The organism is Acidovorax sp. SUPP3434 (assembly GCF_030159015.1).
Lineage (GTDB): Bacteria > Pseudomonadota > Gammaproteobacteria > Burkholderiales > Burkholderiaceae_C > Paracidovorax.
The window spans coordinates 133,008-149,851 of sequence record NZ_BQXL01000007.1; the positions used below are offsets into that span (position 1 = coordinate 133,008).

At 60.1% G+C, this 16,844-nt stretch carries 19 protein-coding genes; 10 read left to right on the plus strand and 9 right to left on the minus strand.

Annotation, left to right across the window (positions count from 1 at the left end):
- The first annotated feature begins 48 nt into the window (after nucleotides 1–48).
- The 4 genes from AVKW3434_RS13295 to AVKW3434_RS13310 all read left to right on the plus strand — a co-directional run bounded on the left by AVKW3434_RS13295 (nucleotide 49) and on the right by AVKW3434_RS13310 (nucleotide 3,174).
- Nucleotides 49–654: a TetR/AcrR family transcriptional regulator gene (locus AVKW3434_RS13295; protein ID WP_284406212.1), complete on the plus strand. Its 606-nt coding sequence runs from the start codon at nucleotides 49–51 to the stop codon at nucleotides 652–654.
- A 109-nt stretch (nucleotides 655–763) separates the two neighbouring features.
- Entirely contained in the window at nucleotides 764–1,765 is a 1,002-nt protein-coding gene (locus AVKW3434_RS13300) for an NADP-dependent oxidoreductase (RefSeq protein WP_284406289.1), read from the plus strand.
- Nucleotides 1,766–1,848: 83 nt separating this feature from the next.
- On the plus strand, nucleotides 1,849–2,553 hold the full coding sequence (locus AVKW3434_RS13305) for an SDR family oxidoreductase (protein ID WP_284406213.1): 705 nt from the start codon (nucleotides 1,849–1,851) through the stop codon (nucleotides 2,551–2,553).
- A 429-nt stretch (nucleotides 2,554–2,982) separates the two neighbouring features.
- Complete coding sequence (locus tag AVKW3434_RS13310) at nucleotides 2,983–3,174, plus strand: hypothetical protein (protein WP_284406214.1); 192 nt, start codon at nucleotides 2,983–2,985, stop codon at nucleotides 3,172–3,174.
- Between the two features lie 225 nt (nucleotides 3,175–3,399).
- Here the strand turns inward: AVKW3434_RS13310 and AVKW3434_RS13315 are convergent, their stop codons facing one another.
- The 6 genes from AVKW3434_RS13315 to AVKW3434_RS13340 form a co-directional block, all read right to left on the minus strand.
- Nucleotides 3,400–3,765 carry a hypothetical protein gene (locus AVKW3434_RS13315; protein ID WP_284406215.1) on the minus strand — a complete coding sequence of 122 codons (366 nt, stop codon included), beginning with the start codon at nucleotides 3,763–3,765 and terminating at the stop codon, nucleotides 3,400–3,402.
- Nucleotides 3,766–3,781: 16 nt separating this feature from the next.
- Nucleotides 3,782–4,306 (minus strand): hypothetical protein, encoded by a 525-nt coding sequence (locus AVKW3434_RS13320; protein ID WP_284406216.1) that lies wholly within the window; start codon nucleotides 4,304–4,306, stop codon nucleotides 3,782–3,784.
- Nucleotides 4,307–4,420: 114 nt separating this feature from the next.
- Complete coding sequence (locus AVKW3434_RS13325; protein ID WP_284406217.1) at nucleotides 4,421–4,669, minus strand: hypothetical protein; 249 nt, start codon at nucleotides 4,667–4,669, stop codon at nucleotides 4,421–4,423.
- Nucleotides 4,666–5,028 carry a hypothetical protein gene (locus tag AVKW3434_RS13330; protein WP_284406218.1) on the minus strand — a complete coding sequence of 121 codons (363 nt, stop codon included), beginning with the start codon at nucleotides 5,026–5,028 and terminating at the stop codon, nucleotides 4,666–4,668. The genes AVKW3434_RS13325 and AVKW3434_RS13330 overlap by 4 nt, the downstream gene beginning before the upstream one ends.
- Before the next feature lie 489 nt (nucleotides 5,029–5,517).
- Nucleotides 5,518–6,015, minus strand: a complete 498-nt coding sequence (locus AVKW3434_RS13335) for a type II toxin-antitoxin system YhaV family toxin (protein ID WP_284406219.1) — start codon at nucleotides 6,013–6,015, stop codon at nucleotides 5,518–5,520.
- Complete coding sequence (locus AVKW3434_RS13340) at nucleotides 6,012–6,341, minus strand: type II toxin-antitoxin system PrlF family antitoxin (RefSeq protein ID WP_284406220.1); 330 nt, start codon at nucleotides 6,339–6,341, stop codon at nucleotides 6,012–6,014. The genes AVKW3434_RS13335 and AVKW3434_RS13340 overlap by 4 nt, the downstream gene beginning before the upstream one ends.
- 1,120 nt (nucleotides 6,342–7,461) lie before the next feature.
- Here AVKW3434_RS13340 and AVKW3434_RS13345 point away from each other — a divergent pair.
- Nucleotides 7,462–8,685, plus strand: a complete 1,224-nt coding sequence (locus AVKW3434_RS13345) for a hypothetical protein (RefSeq protein WP_284406221.1) — start codon at nucleotides 7,462–7,464, stop codon at nucleotides 8,683–8,685.
- Nucleotides 8,686–8,931: 246 nt separating this feature from the next.
- Nucleotides 8,932–9,846 (plus strand): coiled-coil domain-containing protein, encoded by a 915-nt coding sequence (locus tag AVKW3434_RS13350; RefSeq protein WP_284406222.1) that lies wholly within the window; start codon nucleotides 8,932–8,934, stop codon nucleotides 9,844–9,846.
- Nucleotides 9,847–9,857: 11 nt separating this feature from the next.
- Here the strand turns inward: AVKW3434_RS13350 and AVKW3434_RS13355 are convergent, their stop codons facing one another.
- Entirely contained in the window at nucleotides 9,858–10,976 is a 1,119-nt protein-coding gene (locus tag AVKW3434_RS13355) for a hypothetical protein (RefSeq protein WP_284406223.1), read from the minus strand.
- Between the two features lie 43 nt (nucleotides 10,977–11,019).
- Nucleotides 11,020–12,123 carry a hypothetical protein gene (locus AVKW3434_RS13360; protein WP_284406224.1) on the minus strand — a complete coding sequence of 368 codons (1,104 nt, stop codon included), beginning with the start codon at nucleotides 12,121–12,123 and terminating at the stop codon, nucleotides 11,020–11,022.
- Between the two features lie 71 nt (nucleotides 12,124–12,194).
- Here AVKW3434_RS13360 and AVKW3434_RS13365 point away from each other — a divergent pair, with 71 nt between their 5' ends.
- Nucleotides 12,195–12,524 carry a helix-turn-helix domain-containing protein gene (locus tag AVKW3434_RS13365; protein WP_349816836.1) on the plus strand — a complete coding sequence of 110 codons (330 nt, stop codon included), beginning with the start codon at nucleotides 12,195–12,197 and terminating at the stop codon, nucleotides 12,522–12,524.
- Nucleotides 12,525–12,784: 260 nt separating this feature from the next.
- Nucleotides 12,785–14,206 carry an AAA family ATPase gene (locus AVKW3434_RS13370; RefSeq protein WP_284406225.1) on the plus strand — a complete coding sequence of 474 codons (1,422 nt, stop codon included), beginning with the start codon at nucleotides 12,785–12,787 and terminating at the stop codon, nucleotides 14,204–14,206.
- 61 nt (nucleotides 14,207–14,267) lie between these two features.
- Here the strand turns inward: AVKW3434_RS13370 and AVKW3434_RS13375 are convergent, their stop codons facing one another.
- Complete coding sequence (locus tag AVKW3434_RS13375; RefSeq protein WP_284406226.1) at nucleotides 14,268–14,597, minus strand: hypothetical protein; 330 nt, start codon at nucleotides 14,595–14,597, stop codon at nucleotides 14,268–14,270.
- Between the two features lie 214 nt (nucleotides 14,598–14,811).
- Here AVKW3434_RS13375 and AVKW3434_RS13380 point away from each other — a divergent pair, with 214 nt between their 5' ends.
- The gene (locus AVKW3434_RS13380) at nucleotides 14,812–15,783 is read left to right on the plus strand and encodes a MobA/MobL family protein (RefSeq protein WP_284406227.1); all 972 of its coding nucleotides are present in this window, start codon (nucleotides 14,812–14,814) and stop codon (nucleotides 15,781–15,783) included.
- Between the two features lie 134 nt (nucleotides 15,784–15,917).
- Nucleotides 15,918–16,799, plus strand: a complete 882-nt coding sequence (locus tag AVKW3434_RS13385; protein ID WP_284406228.1) for a BrxR family transcriptional regulator — start codon at nucleotides 15,918–15,920, stop codon at nucleotides 16,797–16,799.
- Nucleotides 16,800–16,844 lie beyond the last annotated feature (45 nt).

The window sequence follows — 16,844 nt, forward strand, 5'->3', positions numbered from 1 at the left end:
GCATCCGGCCGCTTTTCATCTGCCAGTGCACAATCGGCAAATAAAGGTATGATGAGCGTCATGCGAAAAGAGAAGAACAATGCCCGGACCGCTGCCAAAGAGGCCTCGCACGAACGCATCGTGCAGGCTGCTGCGCGCGCCATCCGGCGCAGCGGCTATGACGGCACCGGCGTGGCCGACATCATGAAAGAGGCGGGTTTGACGCACGGTGCGTTCTATGCCCATTTCGAGTCTCGCGAAGCCATGCTGGCCGAAGCGGCAGACCGTGCCGGAGCCGAAGCCAACGCCGCCGCTGCGCGCATCGTCGCAGCCGTGCCGCCAGAGCAGTCCTTGCAAGCGCTGATGCAGGTCTATCTGTCCAAAGAGCATCTGGCGGCTATCGAGACAGGCTGCCCGGTTTCCGCCCTGGGCTCCGAGATGCCGCGCCAATCGCCCGAAGTGCGTCGCGCGGCCACGCTCCGCATCAAGGAGATGATCGATCTGGTGGCCCGTCAGTCGCCCGATTGGGGGCAGCCTGGGGCCCACGAGCGCGCGTTGGTGACCGTGGCCACCATGGTGGGCACGTTGGTGCTGGCCCGTGCCGTCGATGATGCGGCGTTGTCGGACTCGCTGTGCAGCGCCGCGTTGAAGAGCCTGGCCCCGTCCGGTGCGTGAGTTCACCGGGTATTTTTTTACTCATAAATATGATGACCATCATTCCAAAATGCCTGTCAGCCAATGCTGCCAGGTTTGTCGCCTGCTCTGCCTGCAAAAAGGGAACCTCATGAAAGCTTTCATCCTGGACCGCTATGGAAAAAAAGAGCGCTTGCGCGCCGCCGATGTGCCTGAGCCGGACTTGCGTGACGACGAGGTGCTGATCCAGGTTCATGCGACCGCGGTGAACCTGCTGGATGCCAAGATCCGCAATGGCGAGTTCAAGCTCATCCTGCCGTATCGCACCCCCTTCGTCCTGGGCCACGATGTGGCCGGCGTGGTGGTGCGTGTCGGACCGCGTGTCCACCAGTTCAAGGTGGGCGACGAGGTGTACGCCAGGCCCGATGACTTGCGCATCGGCACGTTCGCCGAATTCGTGGCCGTGAAGGAAGACTCGGTGGCGATGAAGCCCAGGAACCTCACCATGGAAGAGGCTGCATCCATCCCCCTGGTGGGCTTGACGGCTTGGCAGGCGCTGGTCGACAAGGCAAAGCTCAAAAAGGGGCAGAAGGTTTTCATCCAGGCAGGCTCCGGGGGCGTGGGCACGTTTGCCATCCAATTGGCCAAGTACCTGGGCGCGACGGTTGCCACCACCACCAGCACCGGCAACGTCGCTCTGGTGAAGCGCCTGGGCGCGGATGTCGTCATCGACTACAAGAACGAAGCCTTTGAAGACCACCTGAGCGGCTACGACGTGGTGCTGAACAGCCAGGATGACAAGGCCCTGGCGAAGTCCCTGGGCGTGCTCAAGCCGGGCGGAACCCTCGTTTCCATCTCAGGGCCACCGGACCCCCGGTTCGCCGAAGACATCCATGCCCCATGGTGGGTGAAGCAGGTGATGCGCGCCCTCAGCTCTGGCGCCCGCAGGCAGGCCCGACGCCTCGATGTCGCCTACGCATTCCTTTTCATGAAGGCCAGCGGCAGCCAGTTGCGGCAGATCACGCCGCTGATCGAATCGGGCGCCATCCGCCCCGTGATCGACCAGGTCTTCCCCTTCGAATCCACCAACGATGCCTTGGCCTACGTCGAAAGCGGCCGAGCCAAGGGCAAGGTGGTCATCAAGGTCCGATGAGCCGTTCCATTGGAACGACATCGCACGTCCGTAAATATGACGATCGTCATTTGAAATCTCAATCCAACCCTTTGGAGCTCCCCATGCACATTGAAAACTCCGTCGTCCTCGTCACGGGCGCCAACCGCGGCATCGGCCTTGCCTTCGCGCGCGAACTGCTTGCGCGAGGTGCTCGCAAGGTTTACGCCGCCGCGCGCGACGCTGCTACCGTCACCTTGCCCGGCGTGCAGGCCCTGCGGCTCGACGTCACCAAGCCCGAGGAGGTCGCTGCTGCGGCCCAGCAGGCCGCCGACGTGAACCTGGTGATCAACAACGCGGGCATTGCCCAGCCGGGTGGTTTTCTGGATCAGGACAGCGACGCGGTGGCGCGCCGCTTGTTCGAGACGAACTTCTTTGGTGTGCTGAACGTGAGCAAGGCATTTGCGCCCGTGCTCCAGGCGAATGGCGGTGGCGCACTGCTCAACGTTCTGTCGGTGGCGTCGTGGGTCAATGGTGGCGAGCTGGCCGCTTATTCGGCCAGCAAGGCGGCGGCGTGGTCGTTGACCAACGCACTGCGCCATGAACTGGCCGGGCAGAAGACTCAGGTGCTGGGCCTGCACATGGCGTATGTGGACACTGACCTCACCAAGGGTTTCGAGGTCCCGAAAAGCAGCGCCGAGGAGATCGTGCAGCGTGCGCTCGACGGACTGGAGGCCGGCGCCGATGAGGTATTGGCCGATGCGCTCACCCAGCAGGTGAGGCAGGGCCTGACAGCGCCGCGCCCGGTCTACCTGCCTCAGGCAGTTTGAGCCCCGGTCACACCGGCATGCCACTCGACACACCCCCTGCGCCTGCAGTGAAGAGTGGCGCCAGCGCGTGATCATGGCGCCCGTGGTGAGAAGCGGGGGCTTTGGAACACGGCATGCCCGATGCCTTGATGGCCGAGTCGATGCCAGACAGAGCGTCGGAACCCATGATTTCAAGGGTGGAGATGCAGCGCGGCTGAGGTCAATTCCTGGCCTCATTTACAATGTCCGGTTATCTTGCCCGCCGGGCCGTCCTGCGAAACCCAAATGAAATCAGATACTTACGATGAAATCGCGACGCCAGAGACGATGAAGGTCCCCAAGGTAGGCTTCGTCAGTCTTGGCTGCCCGAAGGCGTCTGTATTTAAACCCAAAAAGTGATGTGTTTGTTGGGCAGATTCCACTGGAGGAAGGTGTGTGACGAGGATCCGAATGAACCAGGACGGCACACGCACACTCCTGTCGTTCTCTCACTTTGGTGCTGGGGATGCAGACGAAGAGTTTGCACGCACGATTAACAGCCTTGAAGAGAGCAACAGGCAAGCACTTGAAGTCTGGAACGGGCTACCTGAAGATGAACGACAGCGACGGATCGACGAATTCGAAGCCGCGTCCGGCAAATAGGCAAAGCCCGCATAAGCGGGCTTTTTCGTTGGAGCGGGAGGTAGGGCTCAGCCGGTGGCGATCAGCTTGGTGGACCCTTATGGCCGCGACCGGCGAGAAAGTTGCGGTGGCTGTTGATGGCTACGGGCTCTCTGGCCACAAGATCGCCTGCCACGATCGCCTCGCCGTCAGCGGTCACTTTGCAAGCCTGGCTGGATTCGCGTGGCACAGCGGGCGCTTCGATTGTCATTCGGGTCGGAAATCATCCAGCGCACGCAAAGCCATGCGTCGCGCCTGTACCGTGCGCGCCAGATTCATGGCCTTACTGAGCCCACGGAGCTCTGAGCCGCCGAGTTCGGATTCGCGTTCGATGCGCACGAACCAAGTCTCTTTGAACTGATTCATGAATTTACACGCACGTTCGTCGCCCTCCAAAACCGCCAGCAGGCAGTCATCATTTCCCGCAGCGTAGAGATACAGAGCTTGGGAAAGTGTGTGCGGATTGGTCGCGGATTGGGCCGCAATTTCAATTGACTGTTCAAAAAGTGGCACGATAACCACTTTCGATTCACACGGTTCAATGGGAATAATTTCGACCACTGCATTATTCATATGACCTCCGAGTAATTCAAAGCAAAGGATTTTTGTAGCCGCGCCAAACGAGCTCACATGCTTCAATTACTGCGAGTTGTTCTGTGGGGGAGAGGCCTCTCAGCTTGTCGATCAAGCTTCTGAGATTCTCGTCGTCAATCTCATCAGAGGTAGAGGCATAGATGCCGAGATTGTCGAGGACGCATTCTGGCAAATCAATGTAATGATCGACCCTCCACACTGGCGAGCAATTTGTATTGAGTAGAAATTCAAAGTCCACCCCATCGAATTTTCCGCGCAAGCTTGCCATGTTGACCTCCATCAATTGGAAGTGGCGCTTTGCAGCTTCTTCCATCACATAGCCTGCAGAAATTCGACTGTAGGGTCGCCTACGGTCCCCTCTACGAGCTTCGATTCGAACCTTCAGAAAATTGAGTCGCGTTTCGCAGTCGAATTCTTCTTCGAGAGTGGTGGGGAGTTTGGTTTTTGAATGGCAGGCCAAACACGAATAGAAAAAGCCTTCATTCAGGCTTCGATCCGAAGATGTCATGTCGTCGATCATTTTGGTCTTTCTAGAAGTGAAGGGCGCTCTCAATAGAGAGTGCTAGGTTGAGGGTCCGGCGAAGTGCCGAAGATCAGTTGCGCAAGAGTTGCGATAAGTGCATCGCTCGGCTGCTTATTGCTTCCGGAGCGGCTTGCTGTAGACCTTGAGGTGACCTTGGCCGGCCAAGAAGTTTCGGTAGGCATTAATCGCCACTGCCTCGGCTTCCTTTGCGACCAACTCGCCGACAGCGATAACCTCGCCGTCCGCTGTCACGATGGCTAGCAGGGCCGGCTTCCCGTGAGCAGTGACTTTCAAGCCCGTATGGCTTTGCGCGCTAATGACGACGTCATTGATCGCGCCTGTGTATTGGCGGCCGATCATGCGTTCCGCTTGGCCAGAGGCATTTGGTCTAGAGCTGAATCAACATGCTTTTCAAGCTTTGAAAGCGAGAAAATGACCAGCAGCATGTCCAGCTGATCGGGCTGGTTATTCCGCTCAATGATGCTTTTGTGGAGTTGGTTCAGTCCGCTATACAGATCGGCGGTCGCTTCAATGAAGGCCTGCGCGCGTGCGGGGTCGATGTGCGCAAATTCGCCTGCGCATGCCATGAGCATGGTTTGGCGGAGGCGCTCGGCCACGAGGATCTGCCGACTCACGCTATCGAGCGCGTCCGGTGCTGGGGAACTGGAATTATTGGGGAGAGAAGAACTGGTATTCACGTGAACCTTGGCGGTGTTCATCACCGAGAAGGTTCACGGATGCTTTGTGAACCAGCTCAGGATGAGGTTTGCTCATCTCGAATTCGCATGGAATTCGCGCTTGGTTCACGGCGGCCTGTTTCCGTGAGTATCACTGTCGTAGCTCCATTCGGGTGCCTCTCGACCCCGACCTCCGACCCCAGTCAATCCTGGGGGCGAATATGTGTAGTTGCAGTGCTTAGGTTGAATCCTAAAGGTTCGCTAAAGCGTGTGTCAAAGTTTGGCGATCACGTGCGTACTCAATGACTGCAGGGGTGTTGTGAATCTACAACTTTTCTATAGGTACGGCGCTTCACTTGCCTCGGTCGACGCTGATTTCGAGACTTTTGATTCGCTCTGATTTTGCAAACTCATTGAGCGTCTTGGGCTTTTGGAGCTTGGTGCTCAGATGAGCGATGCATCTTTGCCACGGACCGATGCGCCATCCGTTGCGTGTTTGGAGGCTGGGCCGTGCCGCAGGTGGCCGGGCCTTCAGCCCTCGTCCGGCGCGAGCCTGCCGAAGCGCTCGCCTTCGGCACGTGCTTCAGCCAGCAACTTGGTCCAATCCGACGGCGGCCGGCCGTTGTCGAGCATTCGGCGAAACACGCGGTAGGCGTCGTCCGCACTTTCATACGCCCGCTTCGTATCTTCGTCGTTGACCCAGGCGAACACGACCATCTTGGCCTGCGCGTGGAAACGGAAGAACAGCCGATACTGCTGAAAAAACTTGGCGCGGAACCAGTGCTTATTCTCATCGCCTAGCGTGCTGCCCTGGCGATATTCCGGTCGCGCAGGGTCTTGCGGGATGACCTCGAACGCCAGCTTGGCGATGGCCGCCAGACGCTTGGTGGCGTTCTTCTTGATGTAGCCGGTTGGATCCTTGCTTTTGAGCGCTTCGACTTGCGCCGTCAGGGCCTCGAGTTGGTCAAGGAAGATGGGGTGGGCAAAGAGAGTCCAGCCGTTGACGACCAGCGGCTTACCGCTGGTCATTCATCGTCCGCCGACAGAGGGGTATCGAGATCGACGTCTGCCATGCCGACCAGGGTCTTGATGCGCTGCGCCAAGCCGGCATCGACTGCGCGCAGCTGCCCAGGGTTCTCGGCAATGTCGCGGGCCAGGAAGCCCAAGAACGGCGCCAGCGCCGGATCGTCGCCATCGCTGGCCGCCGCTCGTGTAAGCACGACCTCCCCGTCGGGGCGGATCGTGTAGTGGATTCTGTCTCGCTTGCCCAAGTGCAGCGCCCGGCGCACCGACTCCGGCACCGTAGTCTGGTAGCGGTCGGTCAGTGTTGATTCAAGTTGCATGATGGCGGGCATGGCGCGGCTCCGGCTGGATGTTCAGGCTCAATGGTAATGCATTTGCATTGCCGCTTCAAGGGTTCTGTGTGTTGGCTTGTTAAGTCAGCTTCGCCAAGTCCCTTGCGCGTTGACTGCTTGGACTTCATCGTACAGACCGTGCGCTGGATGTGCCGGTCGCCGTCCGTTGGCCAACTGACCACGACCAAGACGCAGCATGCAGCAGCTGAACTGGGTGACGGCGTGATTCCGAGACGCTGCCAGGTTCACGCGCCATGACTACGCCGACGCACTATTCCGCCCCAGGCAACATCATCCCAGCACGCAGCGCATGCGCCACACGAACTGCGCCTGCAATGTCATCCGGTCAGCCGAACGCGAGGGTTCAGCCGCGCCGCCAGCATTGCTCCGGCGGTAGTAGTTTTATGACGTTGGTGAGTAGATTGCTATGAATCCAGCCTCTTCAAGGCTAAAAGAGGATATTTTTTCAAAAATAGCTAATCGTCGCAGGCAGTAAAAATATATTTTGATCAGAGCTAAGTGCCAGAAAAATCTTATGCATCATGTGATGTTGTTTTATTGCAACGAGGCCTTGATGTCTTTACATTAACAAGTCGATGGAGTAGCAGGTACAACATAAACCATTGAGCAACATCACATATTTTTCGATAAGTCATTGAATCATTTCAGGTAACTCGCATTTGAGTGCTTCTGATATCTCCGATAGATAAAAAATAGGGGTGTTTCAGGCGGCTCAGAAAATCATTGATCCCGTTCAGACCGGTCTGCAGACTGCGATGCATCGACTGCATCCGGCGGTCGTACAACAGGATCAATCAATGGTTTTTTCACTCGACCGTCTAGGCTCGCCTCCGCCTGCCACTCCCAAGGGCACATGGTTTTCCGCCATGCATTTGGCGGCTTTTCGCACGCCTCTCCGCTGTATCCAAAATGCGCTGAAACCCGCACTGCGAGCGGCTGAATTCGCATCCTTGACCACTTCAACGATTCAAGCATTCGAGGACTCAAGGCATCCATTTTTCCAAGCATCAATTGCTCGTCGGAAAGAAGTCAGCGCACATCGTTTTTCGCGGCCCCACACAAAGGAAGCGACAAGCAGGGATACGAAGGGCGCGATGGCATGAAGACAGCCGAAACGCCAGATGAAGTTGCAGGGGTGCTGGAAGACGAGTCAGACGACCGTGTCTATTTCCAGGTCTCCTTCTCCGGTTTGCGCTACGTGAACCAAAACGCATGCGAGCGGGCGGTCGCAGCGTACTTCGCACTCGCGGCAGGTGTGGACCACACGAACACCGAATACCCAAGGGCCTGCACCCACGGCGCCAAAGCCGTCGAGAACCGTACCGGGCTGAATCGCAAGAGCAGCGTGCCCGAACTCGTGGAAGAACTCCTGGGCATTAATGCGCTTCAGCGGCCCCCCAAGGTTGCTGGCTTGGACGAGGCAGGTTCAAAAACCGCCGGCCATGCCGTCACCTGCCTGGTCGATCCCGAGCGCATCGACGACCTCGTCGACATTGACCAGCGCTTCCTGGACCCTTACCACGGGGCAGAGAAGCGTCCTGTGCGGCGAAGCGTCCATGGCGTGAATTCGGACTTCATGCGCCTGATGTACGCCCAGGCCGGCCGTCGCGGGGGGCGGCCCTTCACGGACGCCTTACTGCTGTACTGCGCCTTGCTGTGGCACTTCGACCTGGAGCGCTACGCCGGTGTGGACCCCCGGGTCGCCCACAGCCTCATGTCGCCGTTGAGTGGGGAGGGGCCGATCGGTGATCTCGAACATGTCATGCCGCTGTTTCGCAACGATGGGCACTGTCTGGTCCTCATCCAGGAGACCGGCTTCCCTCGCATCAGTGCCGAGTATGCGCATGTGTTGTTCAAAGACCTGCCCAGCCGTCGCGAAGAGGCGCCGGAAGACAGGGCCGCCGCTGCGCTGGACGTACTGAGGTCGCTTGGACTGGTCAGCTCCGCACACGTGCTGTGGATCGCCTCGCCCTTCACGGAACGCGACAGCACGCCCCGGGCCACGCTGTATGTCAAAGGCGGCAGCAACTTCACGGACGGCCGGCACCTCCAGCACGAGGTCGATGCCGTGGTGAAGGGCACCGACACCATCGAGGGCCGCGCGCTGTATCCCAGGAACGCCGAGGACGGCAAATCCGCGTTCTCCGGAAGCGGGATCTACCGGTACATCCTGCACGAAGACGAGGTTCAGGCGTCGGTCGTGTTGACACAGCTGCGCCTCAAACACGTCGCCGACTCCGATTCGCACCGCGCCGGGCTCGTTGTCGAAAGTCTGCGTCGAGATGATTACCTGGCGTACCTCCGGTCCATGGAGGTGGCATGACCTGCATTCGTAAGCACCTGCCTGGGCATGCACTGTCCCAACCAGGTTTTTTTGCATCACGGCAGGAGCGGCTGTGCCCGCGATTCCTCTTCGGGCTGGGCTCGTCGCGTGGACCACCGGATGCGGGTTTCATGAAACCGCCCGAAAGCCATAACACGGCATAACGCATAACCCATAACGGCCCATAACGCCGGACCAAGAACAACGCATAACGCCATCGTTATGAAATCAGAAAGAACATACGACATGACTCAACTCAACCTCACCAAAGTCGCTGCCGCCGTCCGACAAATCGAGGAAAACGGCCAGAAGGCGACGGTACGCGTGGTCAGCAAACTCCTGAAGGCGGACACCAACAAAGTGAATGAACTTATGGGAGTCCTGAGGAACGCCCAACAAGCGATGATCGAAAGCAAAGCGGAGCTGGACCCGGATTTTTTGAAGGTGCTCGGCTTGCACATCGAGCAGGCGAAAACAAAGGCCAGTCAGCAGGCTGAGCTGCGCGCCCAGGCGGCGGAAGATGCGCTCAACGCGCTCGTCACCCACATGCAGGAGTTGGACGTGGCGCTTGTTGCCAACGATGAAGAACTGGCTGCGGCGCAAGCTTCGCTGCTCCATTGCAAGGGGCAACTGCAGGAGCGCGTTCGTGAGGTCGACGAAGTGCGCCGTGATTGCGCTGCCAAGACCACCGATGCCGACGCGCGAACGTCCCAGGCACTTGCGCAGGTGGAGTCGCTGCGTCTCCATCTCGACCGCGCAAACCTGCTCCTGGGCACGATGCCCCGCCTCGAAGCTGCTCTGGAAGAAGCCCGGCAACTCGCGAAAACCGGACAGGAAGAACTCGCGCAAGCCCGGCAAGCGGGAGCCGTGGCGGACGCGCGGGCGGAGCAGCTGACGGAACGCGCGCACGATGCCGCCTTGCTCGAAAACAGGACGGAGGCGCAACGCCAGCGTCTGCAGGACGAGCTGGAGAAAGCAATGGCCGCCGAGCGGCTGGCACAGCAGGAAGTGTGGCAGCTCTCTGCCAAGGTTTTTGCCCTGGAAGCGCGCTGTACCGAACAGGTGGTGGAGATTGCCAAGTTGCGCGAGGCCCAGAACGATGCCAGTGATGCCACACCGGCGTCCGTTCCATCGCCGCACGACCAGCGTCGCGCCGCCTGATCGGGCGAGGCTCAGCGGGTGCGTGCCTGTCGAGCCTCCTGATCGGCCATCACCTTGCCCAGTTCGTTCAATGTCCTGGGCATGTAGAGCTTGACGCCTTGCTGCGCGAGCTCCTTCTCGCAGGTGGGAATTCGTCCGGCTTCGGCAGGTTCGCATCGCTGGGCCTGCATCACAGCGCAGGGCGTGTTCATCAGCCGCACACTGATGCCGCCAGAAGGCTGTGCGGTGATCGACAGCTGATTTGGCATACCCCAGCCGGCCGAAGGCTTCTGCGTCCATTTAAGTTCGTCGGATCGGAATTCGCCTGCGGCCCCGCTGGGGCGGAAGAAGCCCGCAAACGAGCCGTTCGGAAACACGGACTCGGGCTTATCGCCGAACGTGAACTCGGCACTCTTCAGCCCGTCTTTGAAAGGGCCGAAGGGGCGAACATCCACGATCGCAGCCACGCGCTGCCCTGGTTGGCAGCTGTAGACGCCGGCGAATCGCCCCTCGACGGGGTGCGCTCCGACGACTTTCTGTTTGCACTTTCGCTCGATCTCCTGGGGGCTCCCCAGCGTGATCATTGCCGTGCCGGCCGCGCAGAGGTTGTAGTCCATCCGGGTGCCGAAGCCCGCTTGCCACGTTCCTGTCGACGAAAACAGGCCGGGATGCCCGGAGCCGAAAGTTTGCCCGAGCATCATGCCGATGAACCCGATCACGGCCAGGCCGGCCAGGATAGGCGCCAAGCTGAATGCCAGGGCCAGCACGGGCAGCGCAAGGGATCCTCCGATCCAGACCCAGGCCAGAGTAGCCACCACCAGAGCCATCATTCCGAGCCAGCCGGGCTGCCCGATGCCGCCGACGAGAGCTGGCAGCACGCCTGCGCCAATGACGCCGCCGATCAGGCCGGCCACGATGATCACGAACACCATCACTGCGTTTGGCGACGCACTGGCCAGAGCCGCTGTGCTGACCGCATCAGCTGCGCCCAGGGCTCCGCCGCCACCGGTGCTGCGCATTTGCCCATCGAAGATGGGCCTTCGCATGCGGGGATGTGCCCAGTCCAGCCGCAGCCTGGACCTGCGACGGACCCAGACAGCCAACGCAACGGACGCAACTGCGTAGATGACGAGAAGAAACGATTCGATCATGACCACCCCATGTAGTTAAAGCAAAGAACGCTGACGGGGAACGTCATCTGAAGTACGGGACCTGCTGCACCTCCGCACGGGCACCGGCCGCCTTTAGCCTTTCTTCCAGGGCCGGCCGGCCCAGTCTTTGCGCCTCAGCCAGGGGCGAGATGGCGACGCTGGCCATCTTGGTTCCGAGGGTGTAGTCGAAGCGGCTGGTCTGGTTCGCATCTGCACCCTTGGCCAGCAGCGTTTCTGCCGCAAGCAGGTTGTCGGCCCAGACTGCATACATCAGCGGCGTAGCCCGAGCCGATGTCAGCCTCGACCCGGGATCACGCTCGATTCCCAGAGTCGCCAGCACTTCAAGCGGGCGCAGTGCCCCAGAGTCGCCGGAGCCGATCATTTGAGCGACATACAGCCGGCCGATGTCCTCGGCGCTGACTTCGATTTCCTGAAGGGCGCGGGCAACAGCCGGCCCGCGGGTAGGTTCTGACAGCGCTTGTTCGATGCACAGCGCGTACTGCCCACCACCCAGCGCGACGGACAGGCGTGCTTTGAACTGAGTGATCTGCTCCATCAGTTGGAGCGCCTTAATGGCGCCCGCACTGATCGCGCGGCACACCTCGTCGTCGCCCGTTCCGTATCCCATGTCGGCGAGCATTTCCGTCGGAGTCGCCGGCCGGCCGACGGCCGAACGGATCGCCTGCGTGTCGGCCTGGATTGCGGCAGTGCGCTCCGCCGCGGTTTCCGCGACTGCTGCTGCGCGTTCCTGCGTCGCCACCAGCGAGCGCAGCACGTTGCCCTGATCGCTATGCATCCTCGACCAGACCGTAAAGGCTGCGCCGGCCGTCATCAGTACGACCATTGCAGCGATGCCAGGCTTGGCTCCAGCCAGTCTCACGCCGTCCGCTACTGTCGCGAGCAGGCCTCTGGGTTCCTGCGGTCGCGTGCTGCGGCCGGCCAGATACAGCGCCAAGGTGATGCTGAACAGCCAGCTTGCCAGTGCGACGAAGCCCATCACGTGGCTCCAGCCCGATGGCGCGACATCCGCGAACACACTCAGCGAACCGCCGACGAGAGTGCAGGTTGCGAGTGTGGCTGCGTTGGCTGCAGTAAGTCCGGATTTGGCGGCTTCTGCGAAGGCTTCAGGGCGAGCGTCGTTGGACATGCGGTGTGTTGATCCCCAAAGTCGTCATGAAGACAACAGGAGTTTGTTTTTTGAATCTAATGGAAAACTGATTGAATCTTAAAGTTGTCATTATGTACAGCAAAGTGAGTGGAGGTTTGCGCGCCTGCAACACACGCTTCTTCTGTATGAAGAAGACTGCAAAAACATTGACTGCGCGAGCCGTATTTGCTCGAAATCTGCGCCGTGCCAGGCGCAACAGAGACATCACCCAAGAAGTCATGGCGTTCGACGCAGGTCTGACGCGGGCCTACGTGAGCAGCGTCGAACGCGGTGTGCGGAACATTTCCATCGACAACATGGCGCTGCTTGCCGACGCGGTGGGTGTGCCGCTCAAGGACCTGGTCGATCCTGAACAGTTCAAAGATCCAGACGATCTGTGATTGCCATCGTGCCGCCAGTAGCGCGGCCGTTTCTTGCGTTGACCTTCGGCAGCCCGTACAGTGACGGTATTGGTCAAACCCACTACGCAATGCAACCCACCCCAGCCATCCTGACGTCATGCCGTTTCACGGCAGCCGGCCAGCGGTTGCCTGCTCGCCGAATACGCAGATTGCGAAGATAGGTCATTCATCCCTCCAGTTGGCGCGCCGCACTTGACGGCGTCATCGCGGACTTCGTTCGCCCCAACTGAGCGTTATGTATGACTGAAAACCTGTTTGAACCCACCGTCAGCGTGGCCGAGCTGCTGCCACTGTTTCAATGCCCTGACTGGCTGAGCGTTCGGCTCGACCCCGAGCTTTCGCGCGATGGTCGGCACCTGAGCGAAATCTTTCTCCGCGCGTTCACCTTGATCCTGGGGCGCAGGCAGCCTCGCCGGGCAGCCGTCAGTTGCGTGAATGTCGGCGGTGCGCTGCACGTCATGTTCGACTTCTCCCCGCGTCGCGGCGATCTCGAACACTCGGTTATCGCCAGCCTGGCCGAGGCGCTGCAGGAACTGCACAACCGACGTTTCGCTGCCGAGATCCGCGATGCTAAACCGCAGGCGGTGGATGAGCTGCCGGACTTCGATCTCCCCCCTGTTGAGGGCGACTTCGACTTGTTGGGACTGGTCACGGGACCGCGACAGTGCTCCCCTGTCGACGTGTTCCGGTTCGCCGAGAACGCCGAGCAGCTTGAACAGCGAGTCAAGGGACGCGATGGGGAGGCCGGTCGGCGAATTGCGCAAACGCTGGAACGCCTTGCACTGAGTGGCCTCAGCAGGCCGATGGCGTCGCCGCCTGGGGACTGGCAACGCCGACTCGACACTCTGGAAGATAGCTTTCCAAACTTCCAGCAAGCGATCGAGACCGCGATTCGGCCTCACGTCGCGCTGTGCGCACAGGGGCTGCCCCATCGGCTGGCGCCCATCCTTCTGCTGGGTGGACCAGGTATTGGCAAGACCCGCTTCGCCAACGCCCTGGCTGATCTGCTGGGCACGCCTCCGCCCTTGTTTCTCTCGGTCGCGGCCGAGACGAACTCCAGCACCATTGCGGGCTCAAGCACGTTCTGGTCGAACTCTTCGCCCGGCCAACTGTTCGAATCGCTGGCGTGGGGTCGAGCCGGGCATGCCCCAGTGGCCAATGGCCTAGTGGTGCTGGATGAGATCGACAAGGCAAACACCATCGGGTACAGCGTGCTTGGACCGCTGTATTCGCTGTTGGAAGAACACACGGCAGCGCATTTCGTCGACCAGTCGCTGCCCGATATGGAGTTCAACGCGAGTCACCTCAGGATCATTGCGACTGCCAATGATCTGGACGAGGTGCCAGCCCCGCTGCGTTCGCGGATGCTCGTTTTCCACATCGCGCAGCCATTGCCGACGCAGCTCAACACGATCGCCCGGGAGATTCTGGCCGAGCTGATTCGGAAGATGAGAGTGAAGTTCTCAGCGGAGCTACCCTCTGCGCTGGACCGTCAGATTGTTGACATGAGCCCGCGATCCATCAAGCTCGCGATGGAGATCGCATTCGCGCGTGCCGTGATGGCACAACGGGATCATCTGAACGCGGAGGACTGGCCAGCACTTCGCATGGACGGGGCCACTCAGCACCGTCGCGCGGCAATGGGTTTCACGTCGAGTTGACGTATGCCAGCGGGGATGAGCAACTGCCCAGCTGCGTCGGTTTGCACGCTGGGCGTTGCGCTTATTCGGCGTTCTGGATCTCTGCTGATGGAGGCGCAGGGCGGTCGTCCAACGGAAGCACGATATCTACGTGGCTATTGACCGAGATCTGTGGAACCTTTTCCGCCTTCGGCGGCAAGTTGAACGCTGCCCGATCCTGCCTGCGTTCCAGAACCTTGGCAATTGCAGTGACGAGTTCTGGCTTCTTGGCCATGAGCCACTTGCCGATGATGATCGCCTGCCTTGTGTTCAGTTTGCGCTTTGCGTCGCACTGCTTCGCGAGCAGTTGAGACCGCTCGTTTTTGAGCTGCAGCATTTTGAGGTCAATTGACTCGATGCTTCTGGATGTCATGGCCGTTCCTGGATACGTTTGCTCAGTACAGTGTATGAATCGGTGAGGCATCTGTGGGGCTTCGCGGTACTGATTGCCCCTGTTCATTTGGCCCTTCTTACAAAGGGCTATTGGATGGGAGGCGCGGACGGCTTATCCCCGAAGGGCGCACTTAGAGTAATCCTGCGGATTACGTGCGATCAGGGCTGCGCCCCGATACCCCAAAGGATCTCGTATGGCCATTTTTCACTTGAGCGCGCGCGCACCCATCACTCGCGCCAGCGGCCGCTCTGCGACGGCCGCCGCCGCATACCGTGCCGGTGCGCTGATCTGCGATGAGCGCACCGGCTTGGTCTTCGACTATCGTCGTCGACACGGTGTGCTTGATGCGCGCATTCAGCTGCCTGGCGGTCGGCATTTGCCCGACCGGCAGCAGTTCTGGAACGGGGTCGAAGTGCACCATCGCCGGCGCGATGCTGTGCTCGCGCGCGAAGTCGTGTTGGCGCTTCCGACTGAACTTGACGTTAGCGAACGCGCCGAGTTGGCATTTGGCTTTGCAGGCGAGATCGCCAACGAGTTCGGCGTTGGCGTGGATTGCGCGCTGCACGCCCCGTCACGTGATGGTGATGATCGGAATTTCCATGCTCACCTGCTCCTAACTGCTTGCACCGTAGATGCCGGGGGTGTTCTCGGTAAAAAAGCAGAAAGGCTCGACCCCATTGCCTGCAAGCGAAGTGGCGCAGCGGATTCGGTGTCGTGGCTGCGCCCTCGCTGGGAGCACGCGGTGAATGCTGCGCTTACCCGCAAAGGATCTGCTGAACGCGTTGACCACCGCAGTTTTAAGGCGCGGGGAATCGAGCGCCTGCCGACCGTGCATGTTGGCAAGAAGGGGGCAGCGGCCAGGGGCCGAGCCGGTCTGAATGCCCGTCTTCGGGCCAAGAACGCACAGGCGCTGGCCCTTGAAGAGCAAATGGGCAAGTTGATGCGCATGAAAGCCCGACTGGCCGCACGGGCGGGGTCAATGCCCGATCCGCAGTGCGGGGTTCAAGTCGTCGAGGACCGCGCATCCGATTTGTCACCTTGGCGCCGAGCCAAGGAGAAGTTGCCAAGCTCTCGGGGCACCGGAGCAGTTGTCCGTAGGGGCAGTGCACCATCGAATCCGCAATCTGATCGCCGCAAACCACCACGATCACGGCATCGTCCCTAATCCAGTCTTGTATCGAGAGGTTGGATAAAAACACAGCCTTGGACTAGATGGTCATCAATCTGATCAGGGTAAGATGCTCAGAATGCGCTTGCCCATCATTTTCGTTTCGACCCTAGCCCGGAGGCCATCAAGCTATGGCTGGTGACCTGTCGCAGTCGCAACGGGAGCGAATTGCGTACCTTGAGCTCAAAGCGTACTTCGCAGGTGAGTTGCGGCGCGCAGATATCGAAGAGCGGTTCGGAGTGAAGCCAGCAGCGGCCACCCGCGACCTGACTGCCTATCGTCAACTGGCCCCAGCGAACCTCTCATACGACGTTTTGGCCCGTTGTTATCGGCCAGCAAAGACTTTCAAGTCGGTCTTTGAGTTTTCGCCAGATCGAGTTCTGGCTTGGCTGCTGCACGGGTTCGGCGACGGTCTGGATCTGAAGCTTCGCAAGGCTGCTCCTTGTGAAGGGCCCGGCAACTTGGTTCGACCTGACCTGGGCATTCTGGCTACCGTGACTCGGGCGATGTGCGCCAAGAGTGCGCTCAAGGTGACCTACCTGTCGTTGTCTTCGGGGGCAGCCTCGCGCGAACTTGTGCCGGTTGCGCTGGCAGACAACGGACTGCGATGGCATGTCCGGGCGTTCGACAGAAGTAGGTCGCGATTTGGTGACTTTGTCCTGTCGCGTATCACGCATGCCACAGAGGTAAACGGCTCAGTCGACGAGCATGAGCTATTGGGCGCTGACGAACAGTGGACGCGGATCGTGGACTTGGAGATCGTTCCCCATCCCGGCGTCAAGCAGCCCAAAGCGATTGAGGCCGACTACGGTATGAACGGCGGCGTGTTGAAAATCAAGACGCGGGCCGCGCTTGCCGGCTATGTGCTTCGGCGATGGTCTATCGACGCGAGCCTCGACCACCGGCTCGACCCAGCATCCCACCACCTATGGCTTCGCAACTCACCCATCCTCTACGGCGTGGAGAGTGCGACGCTCGCGCCAGGCGCATCTTCGTCGGGGAGCCTTGCGTGACGCTGCGGCATCCAAGCCTAACCCACAACGAGACAGACAACATCC

What these genes read in the sequence shown, in the direction of transcription:
- AVKW3434_RS13330 (WP_284406218.1), bottom strand. Translation starts at nt 5,028, where the DNA reads ATGAACACCGCCAAGGTTCACGTGAATACCAGTTCTTCTCTCCCCAAT.
- AVKW3434_RS13345 (WP_284406221.1), top strand. Translation starts at nt 7,462, where the DNA reads ATGAAGACAGCCGAAACGCCAGATGAAGTTGCAGGGGTGCTGGAAGAC.
- AVKW3434_RS13375 (WP_284406226.1), bottom strand. Translation starts at nt 14,597, where the DNA reads ATGACATCCAGAAGCATCGAGTCAATTGACCTCAAAATGCTGCAGCTC.
- AVKW3434_RS13300 (WP_284406289.1), top strand. Translation starts at nt 764, where the DNA reads ATGAAAGCTTTCATCCTGGACCGCTATGGAAAAAAAGAGCGCTTGCGC.
- AVKW3434_RS13360 (WP_284406224.1), bottom strand. Translation starts at nt 12,123, where the DNA reads ATGTCCAACGACGCTCGCCCTGAAGCCTTCGCAGAAGCCGCCAAATCC.
- AVKW3434_RS13325 (WP_284406217.1), bottom strand. Translation starts at nt 4,669, where the DNA reads ATGATCGGCCGCCAATACACAGGCGCGATCAATGACGTCGTCATTAGC.
- AVKW3434_RS13305 (WP_284406213.1), top strand. Translation starts at nt 1,849, where the DNA reads ATGCACATTGAAAACTCCGTCGTCCTCGTCACGGGCGCCAACCGCGGC.
- AVKW3434_RS13315 (WP_284406215.1), bottom strand. Translation starts at nt 3,765, where the DNA reads ATGAATAATGCAGTGGTCGAAATTATTCCCATTGAACCGTGTGAATCG.
- AVKW3434_RS13320 (WP_284406216.1), bottom strand. Translation starts at nt 4,306, where the DNA reads ATGATCGACGACATGACATCTTCGGATCGAAGCCTGAATGAAGGCTTT.
- AVKW3434_RS13350 (WP_284406222.1), top strand. Translation starts at nt 8,932, where the DNA reads ATGACTCAACTCAACCTCACCAAAGTCGCTGCCGCCGTCCGACAAATC.
- AVKW3434_RS13340 (WP_284406220.1), bottom strand. Translation starts at nt 6,341, where the DNA reads ATGCCCGCCATCATGCAACTTGAATCAACACTGACCGACCGCTACCAG.
- AVKW3434_RS13335 (WP_284406219.1), bottom strand. Translation starts at nt 6,015, where the DNA reads ATGACCAGCGGTAAGCCGCTGGTCGTCAACGGCTGGACTCTCTTTGCC.
- AVKW3434_RS13385 (WP_284406228.1), top strand. Translation starts at nt 15,918, where the DNA reads ATGGCTGGTGACCTGTCGCAGTCGCAACGGGAGCGAATTGCGTACCTT.
- AVKW3434_RS13310 (WP_284406214.1), top strand. Translation starts at nt 2,983, where the DNA reads ATGAACCAGGACGGCACACGCACACTCCTGTCGTTCTCTCACTTTGGT.
- AVKW3434_RS13380 (WP_284406227.1), top strand. Translation starts at nt 14,812, where the DNA reads ATGGCCATTTTTCACTTGAGCGCGCGCGCACCCATCACTCGCGCCAGC.
- AVKW3434_RS13355 (WP_284406223.1), bottom strand. Translation starts at nt 10,976, where the DNA reads ATGATCGAATCGTTTCTTCTCGTCATCTACGCAGTTGCGTCCGTTGCG.
- AVKW3434_RS13295 (WP_284406212.1), top strand. Translation starts at nt 49, where the DNA reads ATGATGAGCGTCATGCGAAAAGAGAAGAACAATGCCCGGACCGCTGCC.
- AVKW3434_RS13370 (WP_284406225.1), top strand. Translation starts at nt 12,785, where the DNA reads ATGACTGAAAACCTGTTTGAACCCACCGTCAGCGTGGCCGAGCTGCTG.